Raw genomic sequence first — 22,645 nt, forward strand, 5'->3', positions numbered from 1 at the left:
GTTCGTCTCGATCTCCGCCACGTCACGCTCCCCTGAACGCGGGGGTGCGCTTCTGCAGGAAGGCCATGCCGCCCTCCATCGCATCGGCGGTGCCGCGCATCGCGCGCTGGTCGTCAGCCTCGCGCGCCAGCGCGGTTTCGAGGTCGCTTTCGAGAGCGGCCGCCAGGCCACGGCGAATGGCGCCGAGCGCCACCGTCGGACCGGCCGCGAGACGTGTCGCGAGCGCGAGGGCCGTGTCGTCGAGCGCGTCGTCGGCGACGACCTTGTGGATCATGCCCCAGTCCAGCGCCTTCGCGGCCGGCACGCGCTCGCCCAGCAGCATCATCTCCGCCGCCCGCGCCCGCCCGACGAGGCGCGGCAGCAGCCAGCTCGCGCCGCCGTCCGGCACCAGGCCGATGTTGACGAACGCCTGCAGGAAATAGGCGCTCTCGCTCGCGATGCAGAAATCGGCGGCGAGCGCCAGGCTGCAGCCGATGCCCGCGGCCGGGCCGCGCACCGCGCTGACCACGGGCACGCCGGCCTTGGCGATCGCGAGGATGGCGGGATTGTACGACCCGGTCAGCGCGGCATGAGTCGCGGCACCGGGATCCTCGCTGCCGAGCGCCCCCATGCCGACATCTGCACCCGAGCAGAACGCCCGACCGGCGCCCTGGATCAGGATCGCGCGCGCGCCGCCCAGGTCGGCGACCGCCGCCGTGATCGCCTCGAACACCGACGGCGGCGCCGCGTTGAGGCGGTCCGGACGATTGAGTGTCAGCACGAGCACGTCGCCGCGCCGCTCGGTCAGCAATTGATCGACGGCCATATCCGCCTCTCCCTATCTCCAAGGTTCGCCGGCGAAGCCGTGCCCGCCCGCGTCGTTGTCGGGGCCATGGACCGCGCGCGGCTTCGGTTCAAGGGGATCAGCCGTGATGCCCCTCCGCCGGGCTTTCCATAAGCTCGACCAGCATGCCGCCCATGTCGCGCGGATGGAGAAAGACGATCGGCGTGCCGTGCGCGCCGATGCGGGGCTCGCCGAGCACGGTCGCGCCCTTCGCCTTCAGGTCGGCGACCGCGGCGTGGATGTCGGGCACCTCGAAACAGACGTGATGCTGCGCGCCCGCCGGATTCTTCTTCAGGAAGCCGGCGATCGGGGATGCATCGTCATAGGGCTCGATCAGCTCGATCTGGGTGTTGGGCGTGTCGATGAAACACACCTTCACGCCCTGCGCCGGCAGGTCGAACGGCTCGCCGATCACCGTCGCGCCGAGCAGGGTGCGGTAAGTCTCGATCGACTGCGCGATCGAGGGCGTCGCGACACCGACATGATTGAGGCGGCCGAGGGTCATAGATCTTTGCTCCCAAGCGCTACGAACATCAGGGTTCCGAATCCGACAAAAGCGAGACCCATGACCCCAGCGAGGGCCGTCCCGATGATGGTCATCCAGAAGTGGAAAGGCCGGTCCTCTCGTGCATAGGATCCATGCCGACCCCGCCCGACCCCCGCGCGATATTCCCTCAGGGCCGCGCGAGGACAGTGAAAACCGAAGAATCCGCCCAGCAGGATCATGCAGACCGCGGTAGCGACATCACGAGTCACAGCGGGATGTTGTCATGCTTTTTCCACGGATTCTCCAGCGCCTTGTTCTTCAGCTTGCGCAAGCCCAGCGCGATGCGGCGACGGGTGGAATGCGGCTGGATCACCTCGTCGATGAAGCCCTTGCTCGCCGCGACGAAGGGGTTGGCGAAGCGCGCCTCGTATTCGGCTGTACGTTCGGCGATCTCCTCGGGCGTGCGCCCGCGGAAGATGATCTCGACCGCGCCCTTGGCGCCCATCACCGCGATCTCGGCGGTCGGCCAGGCGTAGTTGAGGTCGCCGCGCAGATGCTTGGAGGCCATCACGTCGTATGCGCCGCCATAGGCCTTGCGCGTGATGACGGTGATCTTGGGCACCGTCGCCTCGGCATAGGCGAACAGCAGCTTGGCACCATGCTTGATGATGCCGTTATGCTCCTGCGCCGTGCCGGGCAGGAAGCCGGGGACGTCGACGAAGGTCACGATCGGGATCTCGAAGGCGTCGCAGAAGCGCACGAAGCGCGCCGCCTTCTTCGATGAATTGATGTCGAGCACGCCGGCCAGCACCATCGGCTGGTTGGCGACGATGCCGACGGTGCGCCCCTCGACCCGGCCGAAGCCGCAGATGATGTTCGCCGCATGCGCCGGCTGCACCTCGAAGAAGTCGCCCTCGTCGACGGTCTTCCGGATCAGCTCGTGCATGTCGTACGGCTGGTTGGCGTTCGCCGGAACGAGCGTGTCGAGGCTCGGCTCGATCCGGTCCCACGCATCCGCTGTCGGCCGCTCGGGCACGGGCTCGCGGTTCGAGGCGGGCAGGAAGTCGATGAAGTCGCGCGCGGCGAGCAGCGCCTCGATATCGTCCTCGAACGCGACGTCGGCGACGCTGGTCTTGGTCGTGTGCGTCACCGCGCCGCCCAGCGCCTCCTGCGTCACCACCTCGTTGGTCACCGTCTTCACCACGTCGGGGCCGGTGACGAACATGTAGCTCGAATCCTTCACCATGAAGATGAAGTCGGTCATCGCGGGGCTGTAGACCGCGCCGCCCGCGCACGGCCCCATGATCAGGCTGAGCTGCGGCACTACGCCCGATGCGAGCACGTTGCGCTGGAACACCTCGGCATAGCCTCCCAGGCTCGCGACGCCCTCCTGGATGCGCGCGCCGCCGCTGTCGTTCAGGCCGATCACAGGCGCTCCGACTTTCATCGCCATATCCATGATCTTGCAGATCTTCTGCGCGTGGCGTTCGGACAGCGAGCCGCCGAAGACGGTGAAGTCCTGGCTGAACACGAAGACCAGCCGGCCGTTGATCGTGCCCGATCCGGTGACGACGCCATCGCCCGGTATCACCTGGTCCGCCATGCCGAAATCGACGCAATTATGCTCGACGAACATGTCGACCTCTTCGAAGCTGCCCTCGTCGAGCAGCACGGCAAGCCGCTCGCGCGCGGTCAGCTTGCCCTTGGCGTGCTGCGCCGCGATGCGCTTCTCACCCCCGCCCAGGCGCGCTGCGGCGCGGCGGCGGTCGAGTTCCTGGATCGTCGATGACATGGCCTCTCCTGCGAGCGTGTCCGCCCTCTATGGCATGGCCGGACACGAGGACACGCGCCGCGGCATCGAAGCCGCGGTGTCGCGCCCCCGGGGCGACCGTTGCTTTCGCGCATAGGCAGCCGACGGCGTACGAATCAACCCCCGCGACCCCTGCCCGACAGGCTCCGCGGCCCTGCCAGGCTCAGCGCAGACGGTCGAGCGTCGCCAGCACCACGTCGTTGCTCCGCATCGGCACGCCCAACACAAAGCGTCCGTCGGCGCTGACCGTCACGGTGCGCTGCACTTCCGGCAGGTCGCGCGTCAGCCCCTGCAGTTCCGCGAGTTGGGCCGGCGACAAGGTCGTGGGCGATCCCATTTCCAGCCAACGCGTCTGTGGATCGTTCGCGCGAAAGCCGGTTCGGTACAACGCCAGCCTGTAGCTTCCCGGCTTGAGGCCCGTGAAGCGCAGGGAGCGCGGCGCGTCGCGCGAGGCGGGCAACACCTTCGTAAAGAACGGGCGGTTACTGACGTCCTGTCGCGGCTGGCGCCAATCCCAGGTGAGCACGGCCGTGTGAACGCCATCGGTCGCGGCCATAGCCTGCGCCTCGTCCATGGGCACGTCGCGGCCGGTGAGCGCGTGGAGATATTTATAGGCGAACCAGGCCGGCTTGCGGATGCCCTCGCGGTTCATCAGGCCGAAACCGCCGTGAAACGGGGTCGGCGGCGGCCCCGACTCCTCGAACAGGTCGCTGTAGGTCCAATAGCTCATGCCCTGCGCCAGGCCGCGTGTGGCACGCAGCTTCTGCAGGATATAGGCGGCGCTGATATAGCTGTCGTGGACGGGATCGCGCGGCGTGTAGCTGGCGCTCCATTCGGTGAAATACAGCGGCAGCCCCGTGTAGCGGGTGGCGTCGATCTCGCTGCGGACCCGGCGCACGTCGCCGATCACGGCATCCGGACTGGCCGACAGCTTGGTATCCTCCTGCCCCTTTTCGTCGAGGAACCCGCCATCCACGCCATAGGTGTGGGTGGTGACGAAATCGATCGGGATGTCGCGCGCCGCCGTCCGCGCGAGCAGGTCCGGCACCCAGGCGGCCCCGGCCGTCGCGGGTCCGCCGACCTTGAGGGCCGGGTCGATCGCCTTGATCGCGCGCGCGCTCGCCTCGTACAGCTGGAAATAGGCTTCCTTGTCCGCCTTTTCCCAGAAGCCGGCAAGGTTGGGCTCGTTCCACACTTCGAAATACCAGCGCCGCACCTCGTCCGCGCCGTAGCGCGCGTGCATGTGGCGGACGAACGCGTCGACCAGCGCACGCCATGCCTCGGGCTGCGGATGGGAGGTATTCCCCTTCCAGTAGAAGATCGTCTGGTCCGACGTCTTGATCGCATCGGGCGTGAAGCCGAGTTCGACGAACGGGCGGATGCGCCGCGCGCGCAAGGCGTCGAACAGCCGGTCGAGGCCGCGCCAGTCGTAGACGATCCGCCCGTCCTGCCGCTTCACCGTGCCGAGCGCGTCGTGAAACGGAGCGTGGAAGCGGACGTAACGAAAGCCGAGTTCGTCCACCGCGACGCGCAGCTGCGCCAGGCTGTCGGCGCGTGACAGGGTGCCCGCGAAGTCCGAGCCGACCGACAGGTCGAACGCCCGGTCGAGCGGCGCGCCGGCGCGCGCCACGTCGACGGTCACCGCCCGCTCCTGCTGCGCCGCGGTCGGTGCCGCACACAGCATCGCGCAGGCCAGCATCGCCGCACGAAACCCTATCCTCATCGTCCCCTCCCCCTCCACGGTTCACCCGAGCGAATCGCCACGCAGTCGCCAAAGAGCTGGCCCCGCCGCCGTTTCGATCGACGATAGTCGGCGAGGACCAACAATGATAGCGCTCTCAGTATCGGCAACAAATGGCCAAAACCCGCTGCAACCAGTCGGCGATCTGTCATATACCATCGCTATCGCGGCATCTTGTCCACTGGAGGCCTGCCTTGCGTCTGTTTTGCGCCCTCGCCCTTGTCGTTGCACCCGGCGTTGCCGCTTCTTCGCCCTCGCAGGATTCCAGCGGACAGGCGCTGCCGACTGGCCAGCGACTGACGCCCACCGCGGCGCCCGGCGCGCGGTTCGAGCCGCTGGTGACGCATGCGGGTCCCCAGCCGGCAACCTTGGCCGACGGCGCCGCAGCGATTGCGGTCAGTCCCGACCGGCGCGAGATGCTGGTACTGACGAGCGGCTTCAATCGCTTCAACGGGCCCGATGGCAAAGTCGTCGCCGCGCAGTCGACGCAGTTCGTGCTGCGGTACCGGATCGATGCGCGTGGCAGCCGGTTGATCCAGTCGCTGCAGGTGCCCAACAGCTTCGGCGGGATCGCCTGGCGCCCGGACGGCGGTGGATTCGTCGTCGGCGGGGGCGTGGACGATACGTTGCACCTGTTCGCTCGTCGCGGCGCGACCTTCGCGGCGGCCGGAACGATCCCCCTCGGCCATGCTGTCGGGCTCGGCGCGGACGTCAAGCCGCAGGCGGCCGGCGTCGCGGTGAGCCCGGACGGGCGGCGCGCCCTCGTCGCCAATTATTACAATGACTCGGTCAGCCTGGTCGACCTCGCCGCGCGCCGTGTCGTCGCGGAGCAGGATCTGCGTCCCGGCAAGATCGACCCGAGCCAGAGCGGGGTCGCCGGCGGCGAAAACCCCTTTGCGATCGCCTGGACCGATACGGGCCACGCCTGGGTGTCCGCGCCGCGCGACCGCCAGCTCGTGGCATTGTCGGTGGGCGACGCAGGCGTTCGCGTGACCGCGCGCGTCGCGACGCTCGGCGCGCCCACCGCGCTGCTGGTCGACAAGCGACAGCACCGCCTGTTCGCGACCGAGGACAATGCCGATCGGCTCGCGGTCGTCGACCTCGCCGCGGGGCGCCTCGCGGCCGAGCCGCGCCTGACGCTGCCCGCCGCGCTGGCGGCCCCCGCGCTCGGCAAGGGGCTCAATCCCAACGGCCTCGCGCAATTGCCGGACGGACGGCTGCTCGTCACGCTCGGCGGCATCAATGCGGTGGCGGTGGTCGCGCCTTCGGCGGGCGGCGGGGCCGTCACGGGCCTCGTCCCGACCGGCTGGTATCCCAGCGCGGTCGCGACCAGCGCCGATGGCGCGCGCGTCTTCGTCGTGAACCGCAAGAGCCCGCCGGGCCCCAATCCGAACGGTTGCGCGCCGCAGCTCGCCATCTACCGCGGACAGCCGAACGCCTGCGGCGCGGCCAACCAATATATCTTCCAGCTGGAAAAGGCCGGGCTGCTGCAGTTCCCAATGCCACGGGATACCGTGCTTGCCGCAACGACGCTGCAGGTGGCGGCCAATATCGGCCTGCCGGGCGCGGCGGACCGTGCCGCTGCCGAGGCGCGGATGGCGGCGATCCGCGCACGGATCAAGCACGTCGTCTTCATCATAAAGGAGAACCGCACCTACGACCAGGTGCTCGGCGACCTGGAGATCGGCAATGGCGACCCGCATCTCGCGATCCTGGGCCGCGCATTGTCCCCCAACCATCACCAGCTCGCGCGCCAGTTCGTCACGCTCGACAATTTCTACGATTCCGGCGAGCAGTCGAGCACCGGCTGGACCTGGTCGACAGCGGCGCGCGTGCCCGACCTGCTCGAAAAGACCGCGCCGGTGAATTACGCGCAGCGCGGCCTCGCTTATGAGGCGGAAGAGGCGGATCGCTTCGTCTACGCGCAGCAGACGCCCGCCGAACGACTGGCGACGAACCCCAAGCTCTCCCGCGACCCCGACCTGCTACCAGGGCCCGCGCTGCTGACGGCGCCGGACCCCGATGACGACGACAAGCCCGGACAGGGGTTCCTGTGGGACGCCGCCATCCGCGCGGGGCTGACCGTGCGCAACTACGGCTTCTCCGATGCCTCGATCTACGATTCCGGCGAACCGGGCGCGGTACCTGTGGTACGCGAACCGTGGAAGGAGCACCGCCGCATCTACACGCCCGGCGACCGCCTGCTCGCGAGCCGCAGCGATCCGTATTTCCGCGGCTTCGACCAGAAACTCGCCGATTACTGGCGCGTACTGGAGTGGCAGCGCGAATTCGACGCCGCCGATACGGCCGGCACGCTTCCCGCGCTGACGCTGCTGCGCCTCAGTCACGATCATTTCGGCGATTTCAAGGACGCGGTGGACGGCGTCGACACCGTCGAGACGCAGATGGCCGACAATGACTATGCGCTGGGCATGGTGGTGGAGCGGATCGCGCATAGCCGGGCGGCAGGCTCGACCCTCGTGTTCGTGATCGAAGACGATGCGCAGAATGGCGCGGACCACGTCGATGCCCGGCGCAGCGTGGCGTTCGTCGTCGGGCCCTATGTCCGCCAGCGCGCGCTGGTCTCGACCCGCTACACGACGGTCAACATGCTGCGAACGATCGAGGCGGTCCTGGGACTGAGACCGCTCGGCCTCAACGATGCGCTCGCCATGCCGATGGCCGATCTCTTCGACCCGGCGCAGACCGCATGGACTTACCGCGCCGAGGCGGCGGACGTGCTGCGCGCGACGAAGCTGCCGATCCCCGCCGATCGCTTCGCCGCGCGCGTCGTGGCGACGGTCGGCTGCCCCGGACGGACCGCCGGATGGTGGACGGCGGCGATGCGCGGGCAGGATTTCAGGACGGAGGACCATCTCGACACGGCCGCGTTCAACGCAGCGCTGTGGCGCGGCCTGGGCGAAGGCGCGGAGCCGACCGTCCGCAGCGGGGCCGACCTGCGCGGCGATCGTGCCCTACCTGCCACGCGTCGGGATTCCTGCCCCTTGCCGGGATAGGCCGGGCCGCACGGGTCCCGCCGGCCGGACCTTCCCGCTGGCGGCTGGTCCGGACGCTATATGCGTCGCTCCCGCCGAGCGTGCCTCGCAACTCCTATTGTGTCAGACCCTCGCGCCGGGAACGCCGAAGTCCGGGGTGCCGTCGGCACGGTAGCTGAAATACTGCGCACGCGTATGCCGGTTGGGGTCGAACAGCGGATCGCCGACGATCTTGTCGTAATCGCGCGCGTGATAGATCAGCACGTCGCGACCATGTTCGTCCACGGTGAAGCTGTTGTGGCCGGGACCGAAGCGCCGGTTGGCGACCGAAGTCTGGAATACTGGCTGCTGCGACTTCGTCCAGCTCGCCGGATCCATGATGTTGCTGGCCCCATCGGCGGTCAGCATTCCCATGCAATAGCGCGCGTCGGTCGCACTCGCCGAATAGGTCAGGAACAGCTTGCCGCCATGCGCGAGCAGGGCCGGTGCCTCCGCGACCTTGTAGCCGCGTATCTCCCAAGGCAGCGTCGGGACGGTCAGCCGCGCGGGTGGGGCCGCCAGCGTCAGTGGCGTCGCGAGCGGTGCGAGGTAGATGTTGCTGTTGGTGTCGATGCCGGGCTCGCGCTGCGCCCAGGCGAGATAGCGGGTTCCGCGATGGACGAAGCTCGTCGAGTCGAGCGTGAAACTGTCCCATGGGGTCTGCAACTGCCCCAGTTCCGACCAGCGCCCGGTCATCGGATCGGCGCCATCGCAGCGCAACGCGAAGGTACGGATGCGGAAGACGTCCGCGCCGCCGCCGCTCGGCCCGGCGGCGAAGTACATGATCCAGTGCCCGTCGATCAGATGCAGTTCGGGCGCCCAGATGAACCCCGACATCGGTCCGCTGGGAGGATGCCGCCACAGCACCGTCTCGCTCGCGGTGGACAGGCCGGCGATCGATCGCGCGCGGCGCAGCACGAGCCGGTCGTATTCGGGGACCGAGGCGGTCATGTAATACCAGCCGTCGGTGTGTCGGAACACCTGCGCATCGGCGCGCTGCCGGACGAGCGGGTCCGGAAACGTCTCGCGGCGTGGCTCCGCTGCGGCGAGCGCCGGCTCCGCCAGCAACGTTAGCGCACCTGCCACGAACAGACGGCGCCCGGTATCGATGGTCATCGTGCCTCTCCCTCTTCGCTGGCGACGGGCCAGCCGTCCGCGCCCCAGCGAAGGCGCGCCAGCCGCAGGGTCGGCACACCGTTTCGCTCGCGATCATAGGCGTGGTAGACGATATAGTCGGTGCCGTCCGCGTCACGGACGTGGCCGACGTGGCCCGGCCCGCGGAACCGCTGCTTTTCCTGAAGGTCGGCACGGAGCAGGATGGTGCCGCCACCCGCCATCATCGCGCTGCCGTCCTTGCCCAGATACGGCCCCTCGACGCGGCGCGAGCGGCCGATGACGCTGTAATAGGTGCTGTTCACGCCCTTGCAGCAGTAATCGTAGGACGCGATCAGCCAGTACCAGCCGCCATGTGCGAAGATGTACGGCGCTTCGACGATGGACGGCGCGCCGCTTGGGACCGGACGCCGGGCGATCGCGATCGGCTTTGCGCTCGGGTGGAGCAGCTTGCCGGTATGCGGATCGAGCGGAAACAGCTTGAGCCCCGTCCAGAAGCTGCCGAGCGATAGCCACTGTCGCCCCTGCGCGTCCGCCAGGAAGGCGGGGTCGATCGCGTTGTAATCGTCGGCGGGGGTAGACATCACCACCATGCCTTCGTCGCGCCAGCCGTAATCGGGCGCGTTCGGGTCGAGGCTGCGGCTGGTGGCAAGACCGATGGCCGAGTGGTTCGACCCGAAGGTGGAGACGGCATAATACAGGCGGTAGCGACCATCGACGTAGCTGATGTCGGGCGCCCACATATTCTTCGCGCCGGGAATCGCCTTTGCCGCCCATGCGGGCATGGCGCTGAACGGCGGGCGCTCCCGCTCCCAGTGGATGCGATCGCGCGACCGGCGAGCGGACATTATGCCCTGCCCGTCCGGCCCGATCCCGGTAGAGAAGACGTGATAGCCGTCGGGCGCGCGAATGATGACGGGATCGTGCACGGGCGCCACGTCCCCCGCCAGCGGCAGCGACGGCGTCTGCGCCACGGCCGCGAGCGCCAGACACCCGCCTAGCATCGCCGCCACCCGTGCCGTGATCGTTCCTATCGTCATCGCATCCCCCGCTTCCCCAGATAGGCGCGACAGCGATGCTCCGCGTCATAGGCCGACGCGATCTCCATCAATGTCCGGCCACCGTCGCGCGGCACCAGCATGCTGGCATAATTGGGGCAGTAATTGTCGTAGGCGGCTGGCACCTGCACCGGTGCCGCGGTCGTCCGCCACGGCCCCTGTCCGCCGCGCTGCTCCAGCACGACCCGCCCGTTGAGCGGCGAGACGCTGTCGTTCGCTTCGAAGACCATCTGACCCACCACCAGCAGCCGGTCGCCGCTTGCCGCGACGGTCGGCGCATGGGCCAGATATTGCCCTGCCGCGGTTTGGACCCGCACACCGGGGTCGCGCGGATCGCCATAGTCCCAGCCGTCGCGCGAATAGCGGATATACACCGCGCATCGGCCCGGTCCGCAGATCTCATAGGTCATCGCGGTCCGTCCGTCCGCCATCCGCGCGGTCGTCGCCATGCCGGGACGATCCGCCTGCCGGTGGCCACGCACCAGATCGCCCGTGTCGCGCCAGGTCACTCCGTCATAGCTGCGCGCACGGCGCAGTCGCTGGCTGCAGCACGGATCGGTCTCGTCGGACCAGAAGACCACCAGCGCACCGTCGCGCGCCACATCGAAATGCGGTTCCCACACGCCCGTGCCGATCGGCCCACCCGTAGCGAGTTCGCTGTGCGGTCGCCAATGCGTGCCGTCGTCGCTGCGATAGACGCGGATCGTCGTCTGCCGCCCCAGATGGTAGGTCGCCGCGTAGAGGAAACTGCCGGCGGCGAGGTCGCCGACGCGCCGCGGCACTTCGTACAGCACGCCGCAGCAGCGTTCGGTCGTACCCGCAGGTTGCGGGATAGGCGACACCGGCGCCCAGCTGCGGCCCTCGTCGCCGCTCTGGAGGATGCCGGCGAGCGTCGCCAGCATCAGGCGCCCCTTCCACCGCGCATTCTGCCTGACCTCGAAGGCACGGGGATAGAGCGTCGCCCCCGCGATGGCGACCGGCGCGACCGGCGTCGTCGGGGCGGCGCGCTCCTCCGCCCAGCCGGTCGCCGACGTCATCGCGGCGATCGCCGCCACCCATGCCTGCGCCGGCCGCATGGTCACCGGCTCAGCGCCGTCCGCGTCGCGCGGCCGCGACCGGCGGCGCCGCGACAGCGGGCTGCGGCACGACGCCCTTCGGCGCCGCGCTCAGTCGCCGGATCAGGTCCGTCTCCGCCTGGCGATAGGGCGTGCCGTCCGCGCGGAACACCTCGTGGAACCAGACCGTCGGCTCGTCCATCGTATAGGGCTTCTTCCAGCTGTCCCATGGCAGCCGTGTCTGCGTCCTGCCGTCGACGAAGCCCCAGTTGATCATGCCGACGTTGAGCCGCTTGCCAACCGGCAGCACTGTGTCGAACGTCGATCCGTTGCCGCGCGCCATGAACTCGGTGCAGATCACCGGGCGACCGTAGGGCATCAGCTGCCGCACGCGCCGCTCGAATATCTCGGGCCAGTTATAGTCGTGGAACGTGATGACGTCGGACTGGCCGAGCTGCAGCTTTTCCATCGGCGTCTGCTTGCCCGCATCGGGCGACCAGTCATCGTGCCACCAGACGCCGGAGGTGACGGGTTGCGCGGGGTCGGCCGCGCGCGCCCAGTCGAACACCTGCGCAAGCATGGCGCGCACGAGCGGCTCCTTGCCCTCCTGCCCCTTGTACTGGTCGGCGGGATTGTCCGGCTCGTTCCACAGATCCCAGCCGAGGATACGATCGTCGTCCTTGAACGCGCCGATCACGCCCTGGACATAGGCCTTGTATCGCGACCAGCCGGCCCGGTCGCGCAGCCCCGCCATGCCGGGTCCCTGCACCCACCCCGAATTGTGGACGCCGGGGATCGGCGGATGCTGTGGCCCCAGCTTCGGGTCGGGATCCCAGCAGCTGTCGAACAGCACGAAAAGCGGTCGGATGCCATGGCGGTGCGCGATGGTCAGGAATTCGTCGATCCGCCGTTTGAACCCTTCCGGATCCTGCACCCAGAGCTGGTCGTGCAGGAACACGCGCATCGTGTTCATGCCGATGCCCTGTGCCAGCCCTAGTTCGCTGTCGATGCGCTTCGGATCCCAGGTCGCCGCCTGCCACATCTCCAGCTGGTTGATCGCGCTGGCCGGCGCGTAATTGGATCCGACCAGCCATGGCTGGCGCGCATACCATGCGTTCGCCTGCGCCGCGCTCCAGCGTTCGCGCGCCGCCGCCGGCGTGGCGGCAAGCACCGCGGCGGATGCGAGAAGCAGCGTATAAAACGGTTTCATGATGAAGCTCCTGTTACGCGGGACGACCCGCCAGCCGGACCAACGATGGGTCGGCGAGTCGGCTTGTCAGGCAAGATAAATGGCGAGCTGGGCGGCGTCGGCACCGGACAAAAGGCCGCCAAACGGCGTGTTCGCCTGGACCATCGACAGAATGCAAAACGGCACCGCATCCAGGCCGCAGCGCAAGGACACCGCCCTAAGACGCTTGGAATATACGATATCCGCGACCCGTAAATGCCTCATCGCTTCCTCCTCTCCCTCTTGCGGCGCGTGCCGCCCGCCCATTCTCCGGGGCGCCATCATCATCGCGGCATGCCCCGGTCAAGACAAGGGCAGAAGTGCAAACTTTATAACTAATCAGACAAATAGCGGTTGGCAGATGCGTCAGGTCGCGTTACGAAACCGCCGCCAGACCTTCGGAACCAACCGACCGGCGGCAATAGGAGGGGATATGAACGCCAAGGGGATGTTGCACGCGTCGGTAGCCATGGTGGCCCTGTTGGGATGCTTGCCCGCGGCCGCTCAGACCGACGGCACGCCTGTCGCGCAGACCAAGAGCGGGGCGCAGGATCTGCCCAAGCCGGATGTCGCCTCCGACCAGAGCACGGATCCCGCCGCCGCCGACTCGGTACAGCAGACCCCGACCGATGGCAGCGACATCGTCGTTACCGGCCTGCGTCGCAGCCTCGAGTCGGCGCAGGCGATCAAGCGCACATCCGATGGCATCGTCGATGCGGTCGTCGCGCAGGATATCGGCAAGTTGCCGGACACCTTCGCATCGTCGGCCCTGCAGCGTGTCGCTGGCGTCGCGGTGACGCGTGGCGGCGGCGAGTCCGCGGGCGTCACCGTACGCGGTCTGCCCGACCTCACGACGACCTACAATGGCCGGCAAATCTTCACCGCAGAAGGCCGCTTCGTCCAGATTCAGGACTTTCCCGCCGGCACCGTCGCCGCGCTCGAAGTCTACAAATCCGGCACCGCGAACCAGATCGAGGGCGGCATCGCCGGCGAGATCAACGTGCGCGGCCGCAAGCCGTTCGATTTCAATGGGTTCGAACTGTCGGGCTCGCTCAACGGCGTGCTGTCGCAGCAATCGGAACGGATCGTGCCCAACGGCAACCTCCTGATCAGCGACCGCTGGCAGACCGGCATCGGCGAAATGGGCCTGCTTCTCAACGCTTCGTATGTCGGCATCAACTTCATGGATTCGTCGCGCGAACAGTCAGTGGTGATCGCCAGAACCAACCAGGTCGATCCGAATACCGGCGCTGTTTCCAACGCTGCACCGGGGCAGCCTGCAGGTCTGCGCTTCCCCGACGCGCAGGGGAATTTCCTGGGCTATGGCGCGCGCTACCGCCCTTCCGCCAATGCCGCCTTCCAGTGGAAGCCGACGCCTGATCTCGAAATCTACGCCGACGGTCTGTACCAGGGCTTCCGGTCGAAGGATTACAACCGCTGGATGTTCATCCCGAACTTCGGCGGCATTACGCTGTCGAACATCACGACCATTCCCGGCACCAACCAGATTTCGTCCGCAACCGTCACCGGAGCCGTGCGTCCCGACGGTTACACCGGCTCGTTCAACGGTGCCACCGACACCTACCAGGGGGGCGCCGGCTTCAACTGGAAGCGTGATCGCCTGACCATTTCCGGCGACGTTGCCTACACGGACAGCACCTATACCGCCGACCTGGTCAACGTCGACTATGCGACCCGCGGCTCGCCGACCCATGTCTCCTATTTCAACCTGCCGAACAGCCTCGACGGCGGTCCGGCGCAGACGTTCGTCAACTATTCGATCGCCGATCCGGCGAACTTCGTCGCCCGCGGTCTCTATCAGGAACTGACCGTGGTCAGCGGTAAGGACTGGCAATCGCGCGCCGACCTGTCCTACGATTTCGACACCGGCTTCCTGAAGCGGCTGCAGTTCGGCGTCCGTTACGACGATCGTGACGCCAGCCGTGATTTCGGCAACATCTACAACAACGTCGCCGTTCCCGGCACGGCGACGACCGGGCCGGTGTTCTTCGAGGATCGTCAGATCCCGCTGACCTCGCTGCCCGGCGCGGACGTTCGCACCACGCTGCCCGGCTTCACCTACAACAACGGACAGCCGAACGTCGCCTATGCGGCGATCACCCGCGACAGCATCCGCAATAACCTGGCCGCGCTGCGGGCGTTCTTCCTCGAGCCGGCGGGTACGGTCGCCTTCGATCCGACGCAGCAGTTCCGCGCGAACGAGAAGTCCTATGCCGCCTATGGTCAGCTGAAATACGGCTTCGATATCGGCGGCATCACGATCGACGGCCTTGCGGGCCTCCGCGTGGTGAAGACGAAGGATCGCATCCAGGCGCAGCAGAACATCGCCGGCGTCGTGTCGCCGAACACCGCGACCAACGAATATACGGACTATCTGCCCAACGGCAGCGCGCGCATCGCATTCAGCGACGGGCTGCAGATGCGGCTGGCCTATACAAAGACGCGTACGCGCCCGAACTTCATCGACCTGCGGCCGAACCTGTCGCTTGGCACGCCGCCAACCTTCCCGGCCGGCAGCCCCTGCCTCGATCCGACCAGCGCGACGTACAACAGCCGCAACTGCGCCCGTGGCGGATCGCAGGGCAACCCCAACCTGCAGCCGCTGGTGTCGAACAACTATGACGCGAGCCTCGAATATTACTTCTCGCGCTCGGGCTTCTTCAGTGCGGCGGTGTTCCGGCACGACGTCAAGGGCTTCCTCGCCACCGTCAACAACGTCTTCCGCGACCCGACCTATGGCCTGATCGCGATCGACCAGCCGGTCAACCTCGGCCGCACCCGCCTGCAGGGCGCGGAGGTACAGTTCACCAGCTTCCTCGACATCGCCGGCCTGCCCGATTGGGCACGCGGCTTCGGTATCCAGGCGAACGGTACGTACATCGATGCCAAGGGCGACCTGCAGCCCAACTTCGCCGCATCGTACAACAACCAGCAACAGGCGTTCCCGGGCGTATCGAAATGGGCGTACAACATCGTCGCGCTGTACGAGAAGCCGCAATTCTCGGCGCGCCTCGCCTATAACTATCGCTCGCGCTTCGTCTCTTACTATACCTTCGAGACGTTCGATCCGATCGCGCATCCGACGATCGAGGAAGGCCGCGGCCAGCTCGATTTCTCGACGTCGGTCACGCCGGTGCCGAACATCACATTGGCCTTCGATATCGTGAACCTTCTCGGCAACCCGATCCAGCGATCCCGCCAGTACGATACGGGGGACAGCTACCTTCGCCAGGTCCTGTATCTCGAGCGCAGCTACTCGCTCGGTATCCGGTTCCGATTCTGAACGGGACAGCCGTGATGCGCATCAGCCGCCTTGCCCGCCGTCTGCTTCTGATCGGATCGATCTCCTGCGCCACGATGGCCGCGGCGGACAATCCGCAGTTCCAGGGCGCTGACCCGCATGCGATGATCATCGACGGGGCAATGTGGATCTTTCCGACCGGCGGGCCCGGCGGCAGCTGGAGCGCCGACCGGTTCGGCGCCTTCTCGTCGCGCGACCTCAGGACGTGGCGCAGCAGGGGCGTGTTGCTTCGGCGCGACGACATCGGCTGGATCGGCAAGGATGGCGCGCCCGACCACTTTCTGTGGGCGCCGGGTGTCGCGCGGCACAATGGGCGATGGTACCTCTATTATTCGGTGGGACCGCAGAATCCGACGCCCAGCCGCATCGGGGTCGCGGTCGCGACCCGGCCCGGCGGCCCCTATCGCGACAGTGGCAAGCCGCTGGTGACCGGCGGCCACGGGTTCGAGGCTATCGATCCCATGGTCTTCACCGATCCGCGAACGGGGCGCAGCTACCTCTATGCGGGCGGCAGCGCCGGGGCACGACTGCGCGTCTGGCGACTGAAGCCCGACATGGTGACGATCGCGCGCGAGGAGCGCGTGGACCAGCCGCCGCAGTTCACCGAGGGCGTGTTCATGCACGAGCGCCGCGGCGTCTATTATCTCTCCTACAGCCACGGCCATTGGAATGGGCCCGACTATTCCGTCCACTATGCCACCGCGCCTACGCCGCTCGGCCCATGGCGCTATCGCGGCGCCATCCTGCAGAGCGACGCAAGCCATCAGGGACCGGGGCACCACAGCTTCGTCCGTACCCCGGATTGCGAATGGCTGATCGTCTACCACCGGTGGGACCAGCCGCCCGGGCCGATGCCGCTGCGCGGCGAACGCCAGGTCGCGATCGATCGGATCCATTATGCCGCGGACGGCGCCATCCTGCCGGTGCGCATGACCGATGGCGCCGCATCCCCGCACGACATCGGCCTCGGCGCACGCGCGCGCGCGCGGCGCTGCTGACGACCTTCGGGCCTTGGATCTCCGCCCGCATTCTGGCCCAGTCAGGCGCGACTGGTCAGTTCGTGTAGAGCGCCCATTGCCTCTGCCCGGCGCGCGAACGAGACGGTCGATCGCGGTCCGCATGCCTAGCGGACGGAGCGGCGACGGCTTTCATCGGACCCGCAGTTCGATCACGCCCTTCACGCTGGCCGCGGGTCTCACGACCCCATGCCGTCCGCGGATGGCGCGCGGTTCGCAGCCGCGTCACGATCGGGATCCAGCCGCGCCTGTACGAACGCGATCTCGGCGCCGTCCAGCCGCACGGCCGTGAGGACGCCGGTCGCATAGACGCCCGTATCGATCCCGATCCGATGGTCGGTGACCTCGGGCAACTCGGACCGCCAGCTATGGCCGTGCACGACGATCTTTTCGAACCGGCAATCCCTGCGCAGGAATTCGTCGCGGATCCACAGGCAGTCTTCGTCGCTTTGCCGTGCCAGCGCGACGCCGGGCCTCAAGCCGGCATGGACGAAGACATAGGTGCCGCGGATCACCCGCACCGGCAGGCCACGCAGCAGCTCCAGATGCGCCGCCGGCATGGCATCGAGCAGACGATCGCGCAGTTGGAAACAATCGTCCTCCGGCCCCGCTGCCACGCCATAGGAGGCGAGCGTGCCGATCCCGTCGTGCTCCAACCAGGGCAGCGCCCGGTTGGGCCGCTCGAGGAACTGCAGCAACATCGCCTCGTGGTTGCCCCGCAGGAAGACAACGTCGAACGGCGCCTGCCGCTTCATCCATACCAGGGCATCGAGCACCTTCGCCGAGTCCGCCCCGCGATCGACATAATCGCCCATGAAGATGAGCGATGCCGACCGGCCCTCGCCCGTGCGCGCGATGTCGGCGACGATCTCCTCGATCAGCGCAACCAGTTGCGTGTAGCAGCCATGGATATCGCCGATCGCATAGACCATCCTGCCGTCGGTCGTCGCCGCTCGGGCCGATGGAGGATGATCGGTGATCCAGGTGATGTCGGCGCGCGGCAGCGCGGACACGGCGGCTCCCGTCATGGCACGGATTCCGTAAGATCGTCGAGCTGATCGGCCAGCTGGTTGTAGCGGCGGATCGCGCCGTCCGGATCGTCGTCCGCCCGATTGCGCGCCTCGCGCCAGCGTCGCGCGATGATCGTGAGGTCGCGATTGCTCACACCGCGCACCCGGGCGCGCTCGTACGCGCGATACAGGCGGCCATGCGCGTCGAGGACGTCCTGGTAGATGCAGCGGTTTTCCGGACTGTTCGGCGCGCAGCCGGAGTCGCTGGCACGCCCGCCACCGCCGCGGCCCCCGTCGGGAGCGCGCGCCGTCGCGATCCCAGGCGCGCGGTCGATCTGCCGCACCGGCTGACGGGCTGCGCGCGGCAGATCGGCCGCGGCCGGCTGCGTGCGGTCGTCCCGCGGGACGGCCCCTTGCGCATCGTCGGTGCCGCCTGAACCAACGGCGACGCCGGTATCCGGCAGCGGAGCGGGCGCGACGGCGGTCGGCGCGTCCGTCACGCGCGCGCCGGCAGGCGCCGCTTGGTCGATTGCCCGTTTTTGAGGAGCAGTAGGCGCCGCGGAGCGGAGCGCGGCAACCGGCGGCTGCCAGCCTTCGCGGATGGCGGTAAGGCCCAGAGCCGTGCCGGCAGCGACCACCAAAGGCGGCAGGGTCAGCAGCCACCAGCGCGATCGTCGCCGCTCTCGACGGGCGACGGGGTTGGGCGACGGATAGCGGCCCGCCGTCACCCCAGCGAGCGGCTGAAAGATGCGGTCCATGTCCGCCGCCACGGTTTCGGTTCGAACGCTATGCGACATCGCCAATCATCCTCCCCGTAAGCCATTGCCCGCACACATTGTATTGCGGCTGAACACGCTCGCAACGTCTTATCGCGCGCGGCGTGGGACAACGCGCGCGGGCACCGACCGGCGTGGGGGATAAGGGAGCAGCGTGGTGGTCTGATGTGCGATCCAGCAAAGCTGGATCGGCGCGGTGCCGGCCCCCACCCCCACCCGGCCGCCCACGCAGCATATACTGGATGGGCGGCCGGGTGGGGGTGAGGGCCGGCACCGCTTCCACGCACCTGGATCAGATTCTAGCGGAGCACCCGTGACAGTGCATCCTGCCAGCCCGCCACCAAACGCTCGCGGTGATCGGCTTCCATCGCCGGCTCGAAGCACGCCTCGCGCGCCCACAGCCGCTCCAATTCGTCGAGTCCGGACCACAGCCCGACCGCGAGGCCTGCGTGAAACGCCGCGCCCCGCGCGGTCGTCTCGAGGTCATCCGGGCGCTCCACGGGCACCTCGAGCAGGTCGGCGAGGAAGCGGCACAGCCAGTCGTTCGCCGCCATGCCGCCGTCGACGCGGAGCATGGCCGGCTTCGTGCCGCCGTCGCTGACCATCGTGGTCACCAAGTCGAGCGTCTGATAGCCGACGGCCTCGAGCGCGGCGCGCGCGAGATGCGCCTGCGTTGCGCCGAGCGTGAGTCCGAAGATCGCGCCCCGCGCCTCCGGCTCCCAGTGCGGCGCTCCGAGCCCGACGAACGCCGGAACCATGTACACGCCATGGCTGTCGGGGACTTGGGTAGCCATGTCATTGGTTTCGCGCGCATGGGTGATGACGCCGATGCCGTCGCGCAACCATTTGATCGCGGCGCCCGCGACGAAGATCGAACCTTCGAGCGCATAGGTGGTGCGGCCGTTCAGCCGATACGCTGGCGTGGTCAGCAGCCGGTGTTCGGACGTGATCGCCGACTCACCGGTGTTGAGCAACAGAAAGCAGCCAGTGCCGTAGGTCGACTTTGCGGTGCCGGGCGCGAAACACGCCTGTCCGAACAGCGCCGCCTGCTGGTCGCCGGCTATGCCCGTGATCGGAATGGCGGCGTCGAACAGACCCGGCGCGGTCCTGCCGAAACAATGGGCATTGTCGTGGACCTCGGGCAGCATCGCGACCGAAATGTCGAACAGCGCGCAAAGCGTCTCGTCCCAGCGGTTTTCGTGGATGTTCCAGAGCAACGTCCGCGACGCGTTGGTGACGTCGGTCGCATGCACCGCCCCCCCGGTCAGGCGAAACAGCAGGAAGCTGTCGATCGTCCCGAAGGCCAGCTCGCCGCGCGCCGCGCGCTCGCGCGCGCCGGGGACATGGTCGAGGATCCAACCGATCTTGGTCGCGGAGAAATACGGATCGAGCAGCAAGCCGGTCCGTGCGCGCACGTCATCCTCGGCGCCCGATGCCTTTAGCTTGGCGCAGACGGATGCGGTGCGGCGATCCTGCCACACGATGGCGTTGTGAAGCGGCGCGCCGCTCTTGCGGTCCCAGACCACCGTGGTCTCGCGCTGGTTGGTGATGCCGATCGCGGCGATGTCAGCCGGGGAAAGGCCCGCCTTGTCGATCGCCTCACGCGCGGTCGCCAACACGTCGCGCCAGATGTCCTCGGGGTCATGCTCCACCCACCCCGGCTCGGGATAATGCTGCGCGAACTCGGTTTGCGCGGTGGCCACGCGCCGCGCGGCGGCATCGAACACCACGCTGCGCGTCGAGGTGGTACCTTGATCGATCGCCAGGATGTGCGTTGCCATCGAATGCCTCTCCATGTTCGATTTGGTTGTTGATTGTTTTCATTTGCGCGTCAATATGTTCGATATGAGCGCGGAAACGAAGATCGATCTGCTGATCGTCGGAGGCGGGATCAACGGCGCCGGGATCGCTCGCGATGCCGCGGGCCGGGGGCTGTCGGTGATGCTGGTCGAGCAGGACGACCTCGCCAACCACACATCTTCCGCCTCCACGAAGCTGATCCACGGCGGTCTGCGCTATCTGGAATTTGGCGAGTTTCGGCTGGTGCGCGAGGCGCTGATCGAGCGCGAGCGGCTTTGGGGCATGGCACCGCACATCATCTGGCCGCTGCGCTTCGTGCTGCCACAGACCCAATCGCCGCGTCCGGCCTGGATGGTGCGGCTTGGGCTGTTCCTCTACGACCATCTCGGCGGCCGCAAGCGGCTGCCGGGTACAGAGACGATCGCGCTGGAGCGGTCGGCATGCGGCGCGGGCCTCGCGCCCCGCGCGGGCAAGGCCTTCGTCTATTCGGACTGCTGGGTCGAGGACAGCCGGCTCGTCGTGCTCAACGCGCGCGACGCGGCGGAGCGGGGCGCGATCGTGCGCACGCGGACGCGGCTCGTCAGCGCCCGCCGGGAGGGCGAGCATTGGATCGCCACGATCGAAAGCGAGGACGACGGCGCGGCAGGTCACGGCACATCCGAAGTGCACGCGCGTGTCCTGGTGAACGCTGGCGGCCCATGGGTGGCGGATGTACTGCAGCGCGCCGGCAACAGCCGCAACGACCGTGCCGTGCGGTTGATCAAGGGCAGCCACCTGGTGCTGCCAAGGCTGTACGAGGGCGATCACGCCTTCATGCTGCAGAATCCCGACCGCCGTATCGTTTTCGTGATCCCCTACGAAGGCGAATTCTCGCTGGTCGGCACCACCGACGAGCCATGGACGGGTGCGCCCGGACGGGCGGAAATCAGCGCGGACGAGACGCGCTATCTACTCGACACGGTCAACCGCTATTTCGCGCGCGCGGTAGCGGCGGACGATGTCGTTTGGAGCTATGCCGGCATCCGCCCGCTCTATGACGACAAGGCGGCGAACGCCTCCGCGGTGACGCGCGACTATGTGCTCGATCTCGACGCTCCAGACGGAGCGCCGCCGATGCTGAGCATTTTCGGCGGCAAGATAACGACGTATCGCAAGCTCGCCGAGCATGCGATGGCACAACTCACGCGCTTCTTCCCGGCGGCGACCGGTGCCTGGACAGCGGGCGCAACGCTGCCCGGCGGCGACTTCGTGGAATTCGACGCGTATCTGGCCGAGCTGGCGCAGGCGCGTCCCGCCATTCCCGCCGCCCTGTTGCGACGGCTTGTGCGCGCCTATGGCACGGACGCCGCGACGCTCGTGCCGGCGGGCGCGTCGCTGGCGGATCTGGGCGAAGACCTGGGCGGCGGGCTGACGACGCGCGAAGTCGACCACCTGCGCACGCGCGAATGGGCCCGGACGGCGGAGGACATTCTCTACCGTCGCAGTAAGCTCGGCCTGCACGTTCCCGCCGGCACGGCCGCGCGGGTCGATGCGTATCTCGCGAACGCGACCGGCGCAGGCGCAGCGGCATGATCGCCGAGGGGCTGCCGGAAGCGGTCGCGCGGCGTCACGCGGCGATCCTCGCCGCGGCGCGACGGACGGGTAGCGTCGCGGTCGACACATTGGCGAGCGAGCTGGGCGTCACGCCCCAGACGATCCGGCGCGACCTCAACCTCCTGGCCGAACGCGCGATGTTGTCCCGCGTCCACGGCGGCGCGGTCATCACCTCCGGCGTCGACAATCTCGATCGCGAGGCGCGCGGCGCCATCGCGACGGAGGCGAAGGCGGCGATCGGCCGCGCCGCGGCCGCGCTCGTGCCCAACGGTGCCAGCCTGTTCATCAACATCGGCACGACGACCGAGGCGATCGCGCGCGCGCTCGTCGATCACCGCAATCTGCTGGTGGTCACGAACAACCTCAACGTCGTCTCGATCCTCGCGGCGCGCCCGACGATCGAGGTGGTCGTGGCCGGCGGCCGCGTCCGGCCGAGCGACGGCGCGGTCGTCGGTGCGCTGGCGATGGATTTCATCGGCGGGTTCAAGGTCGATTACGCGCTGATCGGCGCGTCCGCGATCGACCAGGACGGCACCTTGCTCGATTTCGACATAGACGAAGTGCGCGTCTCACAACGCATCATCGAACAGGCACGAACCACGATCCTGGCGGTCGATCGCACCAAGTTCGGCCGGCCCGCACCGGTACGCATCGCCGGCCTGGGTCGGATCGACCATTTGGTGACCGACAGGCTCGACGATGCCGAAATCGCCGCAGCGTGTGCCGCAGCCGGGGTGAAGGTGACACAGACGATATAACTGGCCATACCAATTGGTCG

At 67.9% G+C, this 22,645-nt stretch carries 16 protein-coding genes and 1 pseudogene; 5 read left to right on the forward strand and 12 right to left on the reverse strand.

From position 1 onward, the window contains the following. Positions 1-22 precede the first annotated feature (22 nt). From RF701_RS07290 to RF701_RS07305, 4 genes are all read right to left on the reverse strand, one after another. Positions 23-805, reverse strand: a complete 783-nt coding sequence (locus RF701_RS07290) for an enoyl-CoA hydratase-related protein (RefSeq protein ID WP_308814543.1) — start codon at positions 803-805, stop codon at positions 23-25. Between the two features lie 97 nt (positions 806-902). Then, positions 903-1,328 carry a methylmalonyl-CoA epimerase gene (gene mce / locus RF701_RS07295; RefSeq protein ID WP_308814544.1) on the reverse strand — a complete coding sequence of 142 codons (426 nt, stop codon included), beginning with the start codon at positions 1,326-1,328 and terminating at the stop codon, positions 903-905. A gap of 247 nt (positions 1,329-1,575) precedes the next feature. Beyond that, positions 1,576-3,102 carry an acyl-CoA carboxylase subunit beta gene (locus tag RF701_RS07300; protein WP_308814545.1) on the reverse strand — a complete coding sequence of 509 codons (1,527 nt, stop codon included), beginning with the start codon at positions 3,100-3,102 and terminating at the stop codon, positions 1,576-1,578. 181 nt (positions 3,103-3,283) lie between these two features. Then, on the reverse strand, positions 3,284-4,843 hold the full coding sequence (locus tag RF701_RS07305; RefSeq protein WP_308814546.1) for a cellulase family glycosylhydrolase: 1,560 nt from the start codon (positions 4,841-4,843) through the stop codon (positions 3,284-3,286). Between the two features lie 212 nt (positions 4,844-5,055). On the opposite strand from RF701_RS07305, the gene RF701_RS07310 reads away from it, so the two are divergent. Beyond that, positions 5,056-7,878 carry a hypothetical protein gene (locus RF701_RS07310; RefSeq protein ID WP_308814547.1) on the forward strand — a complete coding sequence of 941 codons (2,823 nt, stop codon included), beginning with the start codon at positions 5,056-5,058 and terminating at the stop codon, positions 7,876-7,878. Positions 7,879-7,995: 117 nt separating this feature from the next. Here RF701_RS07310 and RF701_RS07315 read toward each other — a convergent pair. The 5 genes and pseudogenes from RF701_RS07315 to RF701_RS07335 all read right to left on the reverse strand — a co-directional run. Further along, positions 7,996-9,012, reverse strand: a pseudogene (locus RF701_RS07315) (family 43 glycosylhydrolase); the annotation flags it as partial. Next, the gene (locus tag RF701_RS07320; protein ID WP_374758600.1) at positions 9,009-10,049 is read right to left on the reverse strand and encodes an arabinan endo-1,5-alpha-L-arabinosidase; all 1,041 of its coding nucleotides are present in this window, start codon (positions 10,047-10,049) and stop codon (positions 9,009-9,011) included. The pseudogene RF701_RS07315 and the gene RF701_RS07320, both read right to left, overlap by 4 nt. Further along, on the reverse strand, positions 10,046-11,149 hold the full coding sequence (locus tag RF701_RS07325; RefSeq protein ID WP_308814548.1) for a sialidase family protein: 1,104 nt from the start codon (positions 11,147-11,149) through the stop codon (positions 10,046-10,048). The genes RF701_RS07320 and RF701_RS07325 overlap by 4 nt, the downstream gene beginning before the upstream one ends. A gap of 4 nt (positions 11,150-11,153) precedes the next feature. After that, positions 11,154-12,332, reverse strand: coding sequence for a cellulase family glycosylhydrolase (locus RF701_RS07330; protein ID WP_308814549.1), 1,179 nt, complete (start codon positions 12,330-12,332; stop codon positions 11,154-11,156). Positions 12,333-12,398: 66 nt separating this feature from the next. Then, on the reverse strand, positions 12,399-12,638 hold the full coding sequence (locus RF701_RS07335) for a hypothetical protein (protein ID WP_308814550.1): 240 nt from the start codon (positions 12,636-12,638) through the stop codon (positions 12,399-12,401). Between the two features lie 145 nt (positions 12,639-12,783). Here RF701_RS07335 and RF701_RS07340 point away from each other — a divergent pair, with 145 nt between their 5' ends. Then, positions 12,784-15,654 (forward strand): TonB-dependent receptor, encoded by a 2,871-nt coding sequence (locus RF701_RS07340; RefSeq protein ID WP_308814551.1) that lies wholly within the window; start codon positions 12,784-12,786, stop codon positions 15,652-15,654. A 14-nt stretch (positions 15,655-15,668) separates the two neighbouring features. Next, positions 15,669-16,670: a family 43 glycosylhydrolase gene (locus tag RF701_RS07345; RefSeq protein WP_308815631.1), complete on the forward strand. Its 1,002-nt coding sequence runs from the start codon at positions 15,669-15,671 to the stop codon at positions 16,668-16,670. 197 nt (positions 16,671-16,867) lie between these two features. Here the strand turns inward: RF701_RS07345 and RF701_RS07350 are convergent, their stop codons facing one another. The 3 genes from RF701_RS07350 to glpK all read right to left on the reverse strand — a co-directional run bounded on the left by RF701_RS07350 (position 16,868) and on the right by glpK (position 20,255). After that, the gene (locus RF701_RS07350) at positions 16,868-17,716 is read right to left on the reverse strand and encodes a metallophosphoesterase family protein (protein WP_308814552.1); all 849 of its coding nucleotides are present in this window, start codon (positions 17,714-17,716) and stop codon (positions 16,868-16,870) included. Further along, on the reverse strand, positions 17,713-18,456 hold the full coding sequence (locus RF701_RS07355; RefSeq protein ID WP_308814553.1) for a hypothetical protein: 744 nt from the start codon (positions 18,454-18,456) through the stop codon (positions 17,713-17,715). Before RF701_RS07355 ends, RF701_RS07350 begins: the two co-directional genes overlap by 4 nt. Positions 18,457-18,773: 317 nt before the next feature. Beyond that, a complete protein-coding gene (gene glpK, locus RF701_RS07360; protein WP_308814554.1) occupies positions 18,774-20,255 on the reverse strand; it encodes a glycerol kinase GlpK in 1,482 nt (493 codons plus the stop codon). Positions 20,256-20,310: 55 nt separating this feature from the next. Here glpK and RF701_RS07365 point away from each other — a divergent pair, with 55 nt between their 5' ends. Continuing rightward, positions 20,311-21,846, forward strand: coding sequence for a glycerol-3-phosphate dehydrogenase (locus RF701_RS07365; RefSeq protein WP_308814555.1), 1,536 nt, complete (start codon positions 20,311-20,313; stop codon positions 21,844-21,846). Further along, positions 21,843-22,625: a DeoR/GlpR family DNA-binding transcription regulator gene (locus RF701_RS07370; protein ID WP_374758601.1), complete on the forward strand. Its 783-nt coding sequence runs from the start codon at positions 21,843-21,845 to the stop codon at positions 22,623-22,625. The genes RF701_RS07365 and RF701_RS07370 overlap by 4 nt, the downstream gene beginning before the upstream one ends. Positions 22,626-22,645 lie beyond the last annotated feature (20 nt).

It is taken from the genome of Sphingomonas sp. GV3 (genome assembly GCF_031082075.1).
GTDB classification, from domain to species: Bacteria; Pseudomonadota; Alphaproteobacteria; order Sphingomonadales; family Sphingomonadaceae; genus Sphingomonas; species Sphingomonas beigongshangi.